Source organism: Noviherbaspirillum sp. ST9 (genome assembly GCF_048799745.1).
Lineage (GTDB): Bacteria > Pseudomonadota > Gammaproteobacteria > Burkholderiales > Burkholderiaceae_D > Noviherbaspirillum.
In genome coordinates this window covers 109,258-121,455 of record NZ_JBLWFR010000005.1, presented here as the reverse complement: position 1 = coordinate 121,455, position 12,198 = coordinate 109,258, and the positions used below count along the sequence as shown (strand labels likewise).

Here is a 12,198-nt window from a genome sequence, read left to right as displayed (position 1 = left end):
GGGAATCCATGGACAGGTTGTCGAGGCAGCGTCAGTATGGATTGCCGCGGGGCCGCCGAGGCCTTCGCGGGAATGACGGGGGGAGGGGACGTGAAACGTTTTACGGAAGCACCCGCCCGCCAGCACCCCATGATTCACTATTCAGCAGGGCCCATTCATTTAACCCTGCACCCATCCGCATATGAAACTCAGGTTTGACCGCGCGCAAATGCTGCCGCACCTGCTGGTGCTGATGGCAACGCTGATTGTCTTTTTCTCCATTCCACGCGCAGCGCTGGCATCGATGTACGACACCGTGCTCTCCGAAGAGCTGCTGCATGGCCCCGACCTGTGCGCGCAAGCGCCATGCAAGGACGTCATGCCCGCCGCGCAGGAATTCTCCAAGCGCAAAGGCATGCCGACCTACGTCGAGGCATACGCAACCGACAACGGCCAGAAGCGCGTGGTCGGTTACGTATTCCTGTCGACGGACATCGTTGATATTCCGGCCTACTCAGGCAAGCCCATCGTCACGCTGATCGGCATGGATACGCGCGGCGTCATCACGGGCATCCAGATCCTCAAGCATTCCGAACCGATCCTGCTGGCCGGGATTCCGGAATCGGTGCTCGTGACCTTCATTCACCAGTACCACGGTAAAAGCGCCGGCGCCAAGCTGGAGATCGGCCAGGGACGCAGCGGCGTGACCGGCCTCGACGGCATCAGCGGCGCGACCGTCACCGCGATTGCGGAAAACCAGGTGATCTCGCGCAGCGCCTACGATATCGCGCGCCAGGTCGGCATCATCAAGGCCGAACCGCGTCCGCCCGCCCGCTTCGCAGCCATCAATGAGAAGCTTGACTGGGAGGCCATGGTCAAGGAAGGCAGCATCGAGCACTTGCGCGTGGAGCCCAAGGATGCCGGCGGCATCGAAAACGGCGAGCCGTATATCGACTTGTATTTTGGTTACCTGAACGCGCCTGCAATCGGCAAGAGCGTCCTCGGCGAACAAGGCTATGCCAGCCTGATGCACGACCTGAAGCCGAACGAACACGCCATTTTCATCGTCGCCAATGGCCAGACTTCGTTCAAGGGATCAGGCTTCGTCCGCGGCGGTATCTACGACCGCATCCAGGTCCGGCAGGACCCGGCGTCGTTCACGTTCCGCGATACCGACTACTTCAACCTGTACAAGCTGGCTGCGGCGGGAACACCGGTATTCAAGGAATCCGCCATCTTCATCCTTCGGTCGGCCGACTTCAATCCGGCGTACCCCTGGGACCTGAGCTTCCTTGCCAACAAGATCGATACGCAGAAGGGCACCAGGACGTTCGCGCATTTCGATCGCGAATACTGGCTGCCGGCGCGCTACCTCGAAGGCGGACGTCCGCACGTGGAAAGGCCGCAGGCCGCATGGAAGGCGATCTGGAATGGCCGGATGCTGGAAATCGCGCTGTTCGCCCTCATCCTCGGCGCGACGGCCTTGATCTATTCGCAACGCGACCGCCTGGTACGCGCGTCCAATCGCAAGCACAAACCCCTGATCTCCATCCCGCGCACGCTGCTGTGGGTGCTCAGCGTCGGCTTCATTGGCTTCTACCTCAAGGCGCAGCCCAGCATCACACAGGTGATGACGTGGTTCCATTCGCTCATCCACCAGTGGAAATGGGAACTTTTCCTGTCGGATCCGTTCATCTTCATCTTCTGGTGGTTCATGATCGCCACGATCGCGCTGTGGGGACGAGGACTGTTCTGCGGCTGGATATGCCCGTTCGGCTCGCTGCAGCACCTGGCCTTCAAAGGCGGCCAGTGGCTAGGCTTGAAACGCTTCCAGAAGCTGTTGCCGAAAAAGCTGCATGACAAGCTGAAGTGGCTGAAGTACGTTGTGTTCGCCGTGCTGGTGCTGGTGTCGTTCTACTCGATGGAGACGGCGGAGGTGCTGGCCGAGATCGAACCGTTCAAGACCACCTTCCTGGTCGGTGCATGGAATCGTTCCTGGCCCTTCGTGTTGTTCGTCGGTGTGATCCTGGCCATTTCCATCCTGAGCGAGCGGCCGTATTGCAAATACATCTGTCCGCTTGGCGCCGGCCTCGCGATTCCCGGCAAGTTCCGGCTGTTCGGGTTAAAGCGCAAGAGCGAATGCCAGACTTGCCACGCCTGCGCATCGGGTTGCGGTTCTCATGCGATCGATGCGGCGGGCAACATCGACCAGAAGGAATGCCTGCTGTGCCTGGACTGCATGGTGATGTATTACGACGATCACGCCTGCCCGCCGCTTGTCAAGGAACGCAAGTCGCGCGAGAAGCAAGGGCTGCCGCTTACCGCCATCGATGCGAAGGGCTACTTCATCCCGCTCGAAAGCGTGCGGCGCAATCTGTCCGAGAAGACGGCGCAGATGGCAGCAAGACAGGAGTAATGCAATTGCAGGACGACAGGAAAAACGGTTGCAGGATGGCGGTGCTGGCGGCGGCATTATGGCTTGCCAATACTGCCTGGGCAGCCGTCCTGAAAGTGGAGACGGGCGGCTCGATTGCCGCAGTCGTCAGTGCCGCGAAGGCAGGCGATACCGTCGAGATTGCGCGTGGCGAGTACGACGAACATGTCGTGATCGACAAGCCGCTGACCTTGCGCGGCGTGGGACGGCCGACCATTCGCGGCGGCCTTTCCGGTGACGTGATCCGGGTGCGCGCGAGCGACGTGACCATCGAGGGCATCATCATCCGCGACAGCGGCACCGACCAGACCGCGCAAAATTCCGGAATCTACTTCGAGCCGGGCGCGCACCGCCCTGTGGTGCAGGACTGCGACGTCGTGCACAACCTGTTCGGAATCTGGGTCGAGAAGGTGGACGATGCGCTTATCCAGCGGAATACGATTGTCGGCCGCCGCGACCTGCAGACTGCCGCGCGCGGCAACGGCATCCAGCTCTACAACTCGGCCGGCGCCAAGGTTCTCAATAATCACATCAGCTACGCGCGCGACGGCATCTATGTCGACCTGTCGCGCAAATCCGTTTTCCGCGGCAACCGCATCCATCACCTGCGGTATGGCACGCATTACATGAATACCAACAACAGCGTGTGGGAAAACAACGAGGTGTACAACAACCGCGGTGGGTTGGCGCTGATGGAGGTGAAGGATCTCACCGTGCGCAACAACATCGCCTGGGGGAACACCGACCACGGCATCATGCTGCGCACCATCCAGGATTCGACCGTCGAGAACAATATCGTCGCGGGCAACGGACGCGGCTTTTTCATCTACGACGCCGAGTACAACATCGTCCGCGCCAACCTGGTGACGGGAAACGACGTCGGCGTCCACCTGTCAGCAGGTTCGGGCAACAACAAGGTCGATGGCAATGATTTCATCGACAACCGCCAGCAGGTCAAGTACGTGGCCTCGCGCGATGTGGAATGGGGCAAGGCCAGGGGCAATTACTGGAGCAATTACAGCGGGTGGGACCAGGACGGCGACGGCAAGGGTGACATTGCCTACGAAGCCAACGACGTCGTGGACCGGCTCAATGGGCAGTACCCCTTGCTCAAGCTCCTGCTGACCAGCCCGTCGATCCAGACGCTGCGCTTCGTCGCGCGTCAGTTCCCTGTGCTGCGCGCCCCCAGCGTCGTCGACAAGAATCCGCGCACGCGCCCCTTGAATCAGGATTGGAGAAAGTGGAATGACAAGCGTCCCTATCCAGGTGACTGAAGTCACCAAGCGCTTCGGCGACGTCCAGGCGCTTGACGGTGTCAGCCTGAGCGTCGGCAAAGGTGAAATGTTCGGCCTCATTGGCCACAACGGCGCGGGCAAGAGCACCTTGTTCAAATTGATGCTCGGGCTGTTGCCGGCGTCGGCAGGCGAGGTGCGCGTGCATGGCGCATCGACAGCCGGCAAGGATTTCCGCGATGTGCGCCGGCGTATCGGCTACCTGCCGGAGAACTTCGTCACCTATGACAACCTGACGGGACTGGAAGTGCTGAGGCTGTTCGCCGATCTCAAGCGGGTACCGCGCCGTGAGTGCGAGGCGCTGCTGGAGCGTGTCGGCCTTGGCGAAGCGGCTGGCCGTCGGGTGCGGGGCTATTCCAAAGGCATGCGGCAACGCCTGGGTTTTGCACAGGTCCTGCTGGGCAATCCCGACCTCATCTTCCTGGACGAGCCGACCAATGGCCTTGATGCGGAAGGCATCCACGACTTCTATCGCATCCTGCGCGAGGTGCAGTCGCAGGGCGCGACCATCGTCATCACTTCGCACATCCTCGCCGAGATCCAGGAGCGCGTTGACCGCCTGGTCATCCTGACATCCGGCCGCGTGGCGGCACAAGGCACGATCGCGCAACTGCGCGCGCAACTGGTGCTGCCTTCAGTGATCGAAGTCAGCCTGAATCCAGGCTACCAGCAGCAGATCCACGGGGCATTTGCCGGAACCGATGGACTGGACATGCGGATGGACGAGAACGTGGCGCGCATTTCGTGCCCGCCTTCGGAAAAGGTGGCGGTACTGCAGCTGCTTGCCTCGATGGCGCATGCCGTACGCGACATCAGCATCCACGAACCTTCGCTGGAAGACCTGTTCCTTGGCTATGGAGGCCAGCATGCATAAGTTCTTCGATTGCGCCCAGGTGAGGATCATCGCCGGCAAGGAATTCCGCGACCGCATCCGCAACCTCTGGGTGTTGTCGGTGGCCCTGATCTTTTCCTTGTTCGCACTTGCCATCGCGTACTTCGGCACGGCGCAGCAGGGGACGGTGGGATTCCGCGGCATTGACGTGACGATCGCCAGCCTGGTGAGCCTCGTCATTTACCTCGTACCGCTGATCGCGCTCATCCTTGGTTATGACGCAATCGTCGGCGAGCGCGAACGCGGTTCGATGGAGCTGCTGCTGTCGATGCCGATCACGCGCTTTGAAATCCTGCTCGGGAAATATATCGGCCTGTCCGGCGCCCTGGCGGTGTCGACACTCGTTGGCTTTGGCGCGGGATTGCTGCCGATGGTTTCGCAGCTGAGTACCGGCGATGTCTACCACTATGCCGGTTTCGTGTTCTCCGCGATCCTGATGGGCATGGCTTTCCTCAGCCTGTCGCTGCTGGTGTCGGTGCTGGCCTCGGACCGCATGCGTGCATCAGGCGTAGCGATTGCGCTCTGGTTCTTCTTTGTCCTGATCTTCGACCTCGTGCTGACCGGTGCGCTCGTCGTCAGCGATGGTGGTCTTGGCAGCGGCGTGTTCGGCGCCTTGCTGATGCTGAATCCCGCTGACGTATTCCGCCTGCTGAATATTTTCAGCTCGGAACAGGTTCAGTCCATGTACGGCCTGGCGACCGTGATGCCCGAACGCCTGACCGACCCCATGATCCTGACGGCCATCATGTTCGGCTGGATCGCCACCCCATTCCTGATTGCCCGTTGGAGATTCAAATGAAAGCACTATCGTTCGCTGCGCTGCGCAAGCCGGCATTGATTGCCATCGTGGCATTGCTGGCGGCCTGCGGCAAGGAAGTCGTGCAGGTCGCTGCCGTCGAGCCGGACCAGGGAACCGCCTGCGCGCTGGACGGCATGGTGCTGAAGGATTATCCGGGACCGAAAGCGCAGATCCACTACAAGGAAGGCCCGCCGGAGTTTTTCTGCGACCTCGTTGAACTGTTCGGCATGCTGCTTGCGCCCGAACAGAAGCGGCCGGTCGCCGGCGTCTTCGTCCAGGACATGGGCAAGACAGACTGGGCGCATCCCGAGGGGCACTGGATCGACGCAAAAGCGGCGTATTACGTCGTCGGCAGCAAAAAGGTTGGGTCGATGGGCGCCACCTTCGGCTCGTTTGCCAGCCTGCCGGATGCGGAAGCCTTTGCAAAGATGGAAGGCGGAACGATCCACCGTTATGAACAGATGACGCTGGACATGGTCAATCAGCCCAAGAAGGGCGCATCGCACGACAGCAAGATGCATTGAGGGAAAGACAATGAAGGACTTGACCGATGACATGGACAGCGGCATGGACCCGGCAGCGATGCAGTCGCTGTATGCGAAGGCGTTGTACCGGTTGCGGGAGTCGCGCAAGGCCTTGTTGAACAGGTATGGCGTCAGCGACGAAGCGCAATTACTGGACAGAATTCGCGCAGGCGAGGTGAGCGAACATCCCGCCTACGAACATTACCTCAGCGCGTTGATCATGGAGCAGGGACGTCAGCAGTTGCGCGAGGAAATGCTGGTGAGATTCGGCAGCAAGGCTGCCGAAGAGGTGCCGGCAATCAGCGTGCACATGATGTTGCAAGAGCGGCTGGAAGAAGCGTATGCGAACCGGTTGACTGAACCTGTCGCTCTTGCGCAGGATGCACTGCTGCTTTCCTTTGACACCGGGCTCATGATGGAAGCCCGGTATTTCAGCAAGGAAGAATTTTCGCTTCAATGGAGCTGGGGCGAAGCGGAACTGCGCCTCGACACCGCGCCCGTGCATGGCGAGTGCAAAGGTTTTCCGCGGCACCTGCACCGGGATGACGGAACCGTCGTCGAAGACCCGGTGGGCGTGGCGGCCGAGGATCCATGGGAGGGCATCTCCCGGCTGCTGGACGTCCTGCTCGTCGATCCTTTGCTGGACAATCGATAAGGGCCGCGCGGCAGCGGAATCAATCGTGGCCGACGGTGCCACGGCCTCATGCAGGCAAGCAGATCACTCCAGGGGAAATTTGACGATCTCGAGCCAGAACCCTTTGATCTGGGCGATCGCATTCGTGAATTCGAACAAGTCCACGGGTTTGCTGACGAAGGCATTGGCGTGCAGGCTGTAGCTTGCCAGGATGTCTTTCTCGGCCTCCGAACTGGTCAGCACAACTACCGGAATGACCTTCAGGTTCTCGTCGGCCTTGATTTCCTTCAGCACCTCGAAGCCGCTCTTGCGAGGCAGATTCAGGTCCAGCATGATCAAGTCCGGGGTGGTGGCATTGGCGTACTTTCCTTCCTTTCTCAGGTAGTACATGGCTTCTTCGCCGTCCACAACGACGTTAAGCGTGTTGTGCACCTTATTGTCGAGCAGGCATTCCCGCGTCAACCTGACATCGCCCGGATTGTCTTCAACGAGTAGGATATCCACGGCTTTTCGATGTCCTTTGCTCATGATCTTATCCTTCCGTATCAACGATCGTGAAATAGAATGTGGCGCCTTGCGCCGGCGCCGACTCTACCCAGATACGTCCGCGATGGCGTTCAATGATTCGTTTGCATAATGTGAGACCGATTCCGGTGCCGGGAAACGTTCCGCGTTGGTGCAGGCGCCGGAAGATCACGAAAATGTGGTCCGCTTGCTGCGGTTCGATGCCGATGCCGTTGTCCCTCACATGGAACAGGTGTTCGCTGTTCCTGCGTTCATAGCCGATATGGATTCTCGGCGGGGCACCGCTGCGAAATTTCAGCGCATTGTCGATGAGACTCTGGAACACAATGGTCATCTGCGCTTCGTCCGCCATCACGACCGGCATGGCGGCCTTTGTCACGGTTGCGCCGGTGCTCTCGATCTGACGCTGGAGATTGTTCAGCGCCAGCTCCAGGACGGCGTCCATCGACGTTGGTGCAAACGGCATTGCTTGCGTGCCCACGCGCGAAAAACGCAGCAGGTCGGAAATCATGTTGTGCATGCGCTTGGCGCCGTCGAGCGCAAAGTCGATAAAGTCGTCCGCATCCTGGTCCAGTCTTCCTTTGTACCGCCGTGCCAGGAGCTGCACATAGCTTGTGACCATGCGCAGCGGTTCCTGCAAGTCATGCGAAGCAGCGTAGGTGAATTGCTCGAAGTCGGCACGCAGGCGTGCCGGATCGTCTCCATGGTTGGCGTGCATTTCCTCGTCCATCATCTCGGCAGGCGCGGGATGAACAAGATCCGTGACGTCTTCGATGCTGTGGATGAGATAAAGAATGCGTCCATCCATGTCGAACAGCGGCGCGTTGATGGCGCGTGAGTATCGCTCATCGTTGCTCGCAACATGATTTGCAGCATGCTGTAGCCCGAGTTTCTGAACAGGCATCTTTTCGGTTTCCCTTTGAGCCAGCACCCGACCGAGCGATTCATGCAGTTCAGAGACGGTATAAGGGCGGGGGCCTCCGGAGTCGTCCGCGAAAGCATCTTTCAGCCTGCGGCCGACAAGATCCTCGCGCGCTTTCATTGCATGTTCGAGATATCGGTCGCTCGCGGCCACAATGAGAAACTCTGGCGTCAGCACAAGGGAGGCCGCCGGCGCCGTTTCGAATATCGTTTGGAAATCAATCTTTTTTTGCCGCGTCATGGCATGCACTTCCTGTCGACAAGAACGCCAGGGCGTGGCGAAGTGGATTCATGGTTGCTGAGGGCTTCATGGATTCCGGGTGATGTTCATGAGACCGCCGGCAAAAGGAAATGGAAGCTTGATCCCTCGCCCACGGTTGAATCGACCCAGATGCGTCCACCGTGGCGTTCGACAATTTTCTTGCAGATGGCAAGTCCAATGCCGGTGCCCGGGTACTCTTCGCGTCCATGCAGCCGCTGAAAAATGACAAAAATTCGCTCGCGGTGTTCAGGCGCAATGCCAATGCCGTTATCGGTGATGGAAAATTTCCACTGGCTGCCGGTCCTTTCCGCATGAACGGAAATCTGAAGCGGAACATCCTGCCGCCGATAGACGATCGCATTGCTGATCAGGTTCTGAAATAGTTGGGTCAATTGGGAACGATCCGCCAGTACTTCCGGCATTGGATCCCGCATCAGCCGGGTGCCGCTTTCCTGTATCGAAACCGTCAGGTTCGCAAGAGCGGTACTGAGCGCTTCTTCACTCGAGACCGCATGCAATTGCTGCGCCTGCGTCCCGATTCGGGAGAACGTAAGCAGGTCATCGATCAACTGCCGCATGCGCTTCGCGCCGTCCACGATATATTTGAGAAACTCGAGTCCATCCTCGTCGAGTCTTGCGTGATACCGACGTTCAAGAAGTTGCGCGTAAGAGGCCACCATCCGCAAGGGCTCCTGAAGGTCGTGGGACGATACGTAGGCAAACTGCTCCAGTTCGGCATTGGACTGGGCAAGGTCGTGTATTTTTCGATCCAGCAATTTCTGTGCACGCTTGCGTTCAGTCACTTCCGCACTCAGCGAGCGGTTTGCTTCCACTAACGCCGCGTCGCGTTTTTCCATATGCGTCAACATCTGATTGAACGCGTCGGTCAGGACGCCGATTTCGTCATTGCCGAATTTTGTAGCGCGTTGCCGGTACGAATGCACTGGATCGATTTCATGATGGATCATGTTTTGCGCCACTTTCGTGATATCCCGGATTGGAGCCGAGATCATGCTCTGCAGCTTGGTTGATACCAGTACGCCGATCGCCAATCCGCACAGCATGACCAACACCACGATCCCGGTATAACGCAGCACGCGTTCAGTTCGCCCGAGGTAGGCAAACAGATAGACTGTGCCGACAGTCTTTTCGCCCTGCCTGATGGGGTGAAACAGAACGACATTGTCTTCTTCGATCCGGCTTCCTTCATTTTCCTTGGTCGGAAACACCCGGCCGGCGCCGTCGCGGGCATAGGATGCAAACAGACGGCCGTCTGGCGTGTAAATGGCAGCCGCGATAATCGATTGCTTCGCGTTAAGCGTGGAAAGGTATTGATGCGCGGTTCGGGGGTCGTTGAATTCGAGTGCTGCGGTACTGCTTGCTCCGACGATTTCTGCTTGCGTCTTCAAGTCCGTCAATGTTTGGTCGGTGTGAATGATCGCATCGTAGACAACGATGACTGTTCCGGCGACCAGCAGCGACACACCGCTGCTCAGGACGATCAGCGCAAGAAGCTTCTTGTAGATAGGCAGATCCTTGATGCGTTTCACGGCATACCGTCCTCAAGAATGAGACTCTTGAAAGGACGGCATAGTTTCTTGCGCAAACAACATCGGTAGATACCACGCAAGACCTGTGCAACCGCGCCTTGCCGCACAGGGTGATGCAAGGCTGCAGGGCAATGAATTTCCTGCGTGTACGCTAGTTGCCACTTTTATTAGCGTGATCTGAATAACACGCTAGAATTAAAAATGCGTTTGCCATGGGTGAAAAGGTATGCCCATTGAACCTATTGCAGTGCTTCTGGTGGAAGACAACCCGGGGGATGCACGTTTGATCCGGGAGCTGCTGTCTGAAGGGGCACCGGCGGGAGTTGCCGCCGTCGTGTTCTCCTTGCGCACGGCCGAATCCCTGCGCGCCGCTATTCAATGTCTGCAGCAGGATCGCTTCGACGTTCTGCTGGTCGATCTGTCCTTGCCCGACAGCCGCGGCCTTGAGACGGTCCAACGCATTCTCAACTCCGCTCCACATACGCCGATCGTCGTGCTGACGGGATCGGTGGACGAAGCCCTTGCGATGCGCGCCTTGCAGGCAGGCGCCGAGGATTATCTGGTCAAGGGAGAGGTTGATGCGCACGTGCTCAAACGCTCCATCCGCTATGCAATCGAACGCAAGGCGACCCGTGCCAGACTGCGTGACAGCGAAGAGAAGCTGAGCAGCATCCTGGCGTCGATCGATAACGTCGTCTGGTCTTCCTCCGGACATAAGCTCCTTTACCTGAGCCCGGTCGCGCAGACCGTTTATGGACGTCCGGTGGAGCAGTTCTACGCAAACGAAAACTTGTGGTTCGACATCATCCACCCCGACGATGTGGCGGACGTGCGTAATGCGGCAGAACAGTTGCCGGCGCTGGGCAGCATGCGGTGCGAGTACCGGATCCTGAGGCCGGATGGCGAAGTGCGGTGGGTCGAGGAGAGGTCGACCGCAGTGCAGGATGACGATGGAAAAATCAGCCGGGTGGACAGCGTGGCCAGCGATATCACGGAGCGCAAACGGCATGAATTGCGCGCGGAATATCTGGCCAGCCACGATCCACTGACCAATCTGGCGAATCGCAATCTTCTGGCAGACCGCCTGAACCAGGCAATCATTCACGCGCGCCGATTGCAGCGCATGCTGGCGCTGCTTTACCTGGACCTGGATCGGTTCAAGGACTACAACGACACATTCGGGCATGACTTCGGCGATCAGTTGCTTAAACTCGTCGCCTCCCGTCTGCAGACGGCAATCCGCGCAGGCGATACCGTGGCACGTCAGGGGGGAGACGAGTTCATTATCCTGCTGACCGATCTCTGGACGCAGGACGATGCCGTCGAAGTCGCCGCCAAGTTGCTGGAGATTTTCTCCGTGCCATTCGAAATCGATGGCCGCATGCTGCATGTAACGACCAGCATCGGCGCGGCCGTTTATCCGACCGATGCGGAAGACGTATCGGAGCTGTTGAGCAATGCGGACATGGCAATGTATCGCGCCAAGGAAGAGGGTGGAAACAGCTTTCAGTTTTATTCAGGCGAAATGACACGCCGGACCAAGGAGCGCCTGGAAATCGGCAATGCACTCGTGCAGGCGCTGGAGCGTGAGGAGTTCGAGCTGTTTTATCAGCCCAAGGTGGATATCCTGAGCGGACGCATATGCGGCATGGAGGCGTTGATTCGCTGGCACCATCCGCTTCGCGGCCTGGTATCGCCCACCGCCTTCATCCCGGTAGCGGAAGAGACGGGATTGATCCTGGCGATTGGTGAATGGGCGCTGGAAAAGGCCTGTATGCAGAACAAGGCCTGGCAGAAGGCACGTCTGCAACCGGTCCCTGTGTCGGTCAACCTGTCGCCGCGCCAGTTTGGACAGGAAGGCCTGGCGGATATGGTGGCACGCCATCTCGAACAATCCGGGCTGGATGCGCAGTATTTGGAACTGGAAGTGACCGAAGGAGTCATGATCAGCGACCCGGCGCGCGCACTCAACATCTTGCAAGACATCCGGGATCTGAGCGTCAGTCTGTCGCTTGACGATTTCGGCACGGGGTACTCATCGCTCGCCTATCTTCAGCGTTTTCCGTTCGCCAAGTTAAAGATCGACAGCGCGTTCGTCGCCGATATAACAAGCAATACATCGAATGCGGCGATCACGCTGGCCATTATCGACATTGCGCACCGCCTGAACTTGCGGGTAGTGGCGGAGGGGGTTGAAACGGAGGCGCAGCTATCCTACTTGCGCCATCACCTGTGTGATGAGATTCAGGGCTTCTACTTCAGCGAGCCCGTGCCTGCCGCAAAATTCGAGCAAATGCTGCGCGACGGTAATGAATTGTCACCCGCCTAAGACAGTCGTGTGGTGAATGGCAGCAATGCAACGGAACTGAACTTGGAGAATCGAACA

The 12,198-nt window shown here is 58.8% G+C and carries 10 protein-coding genes; 7 read left to right on the top strand and 3 right to left on the bottom strand.

Translation table 11 applies throughout. The features are described 5' to 3' along the window. Positions 1-181: 181 nt before the first annotated feature. Genes ACNOHI_RS12465 through ACNOHI_RS12440 form a run of 6 tightly spaced genes read left to right on the top strand, consistent with a single transcriptional unit; the run spans position 182 to position 6,575 of the window. Positions 182-2,395 carry a 4Fe-4S binding protein gene (locus ACNOHI_RS12465; protein WP_420474992.1) on the top strand — a complete coding sequence of 738 codons (2,214 nt, stop codon included), beginning with the start codon at positions 182-184 and terminating at the stop codon, positions 2,393-2,395. After that, entirely contained in the window at positions 2,395-3,687 is a 1,293-nt protein-coding gene (locus ACNOHI_RS12460) for a nitrous oxide reductase family maturation protein NosD (protein WP_420474991.1), read from the top strand. Before ACNOHI_RS12465 ends, ACNOHI_RS12460 begins: the two co-directional genes overlap by 1 nt. Further along, positions 3,659-4,579: an ABC transporter ATP-binding protein gene (locus ACNOHI_RS12455; RefSeq protein WP_420474990.1), complete on the top strand. Its 921-nt coding sequence runs from the start codon at positions 3,659-3,661 to the stop codon at positions 4,577-4,579. Before ACNOHI_RS12460 ends, ACNOHI_RS12455 begins: the two co-directional genes overlap by 29 nt. Continuing rightward, on the top strand, positions 4,572-5,396 hold the full coding sequence (locus tag ACNOHI_RS12450) for an ABC transporter permease (protein ID WP_420474989.1): 825 nt from the start codon (positions 4,572-4,574) through the stop codon (positions 5,394-5,396). Before ACNOHI_RS12455 ends, ACNOHI_RS12450 begins: the two co-directional genes overlap by 8 nt. Next, positions 5,387-5,920, top strand: coding sequence for a nitrous oxide reductase accessory protein NosL (locus tag ACNOHI_RS12445; protein ID WP_420475358.1), 534 nt, complete (start codon positions 5,387-5,389; stop codon positions 5,918-5,920). The genes ACNOHI_RS12450 and ACNOHI_RS12445 overlap by 10 nt, the downstream gene beginning before the upstream one ends. A 10-nt stretch (positions 5,921-5,930) precedes the next feature. Further along, a complete protein-coding gene (locus ACNOHI_RS12440) occupies positions 5,931-6,575 on the top strand; it encodes a hypothetical protein (protein ID WP_420474988.1) in 645 nt (214 codons plus the stop codon). A 63-nt stretch (positions 6,576-6,638) separates the two neighbouring features. On the opposite strand, the gene ACNOHI_RS12435 is transcribed toward ACNOHI_RS12440, so the two are convergent. From ACNOHI_RS12435 to ACNOHI_RS12425, 3 genes are all read right to left on the bottom strand, one after another. Next, complete coding sequence (locus ACNOHI_RS12435) at positions 6,639-7,082, bottom strand: response regulator (RefSeq protein ID WP_420474987.1); 444 nt, start codon at positions 7,080-7,082, stop codon at positions 6,639-6,641. Between the two features lie 4 nt (positions 7,083-7,086). Next, the gene (locus ACNOHI_RS12430; protein ID WP_420474986.1) at positions 7,087-8,241 is read right to left on the bottom strand and encodes an ATP-binding protein; all 1,155 of its coding nucleotides are present in this window, start codon (positions 8,239-8,241) and stop codon (positions 7,087-7,089) included. An 86-nt stretch (positions 8,242-8,327) separates the two neighbouring features. Continuing rightward, positions 8,328-9,812 (bottom strand): sensor histidine kinase, encoded by a 1,485-nt coding sequence (locus ACNOHI_RS12425; RefSeq protein ID WP_420474985.1) that lies wholly within the window; start codon positions 9,810-9,812, stop codon positions 8,328-8,330. A gap of 226 nt (positions 9,813-10,038) precedes the next feature. On the opposite strand from ACNOHI_RS12425, the gene ACNOHI_RS12420 reads away from it, so the two are divergent. Further along, a complete protein-coding gene (locus tag ACNOHI_RS12420; protein ID WP_420474984.1) occupies positions 10,039-12,141 on the top strand; it encodes a putative bifunctional diguanylate cyclase/phosphodiesterase in 2,103 nt (700 codons plus the stop codon). The last annotated feature ends 57 nt before the right edge of the window (positions 12,142-12,198 follow it).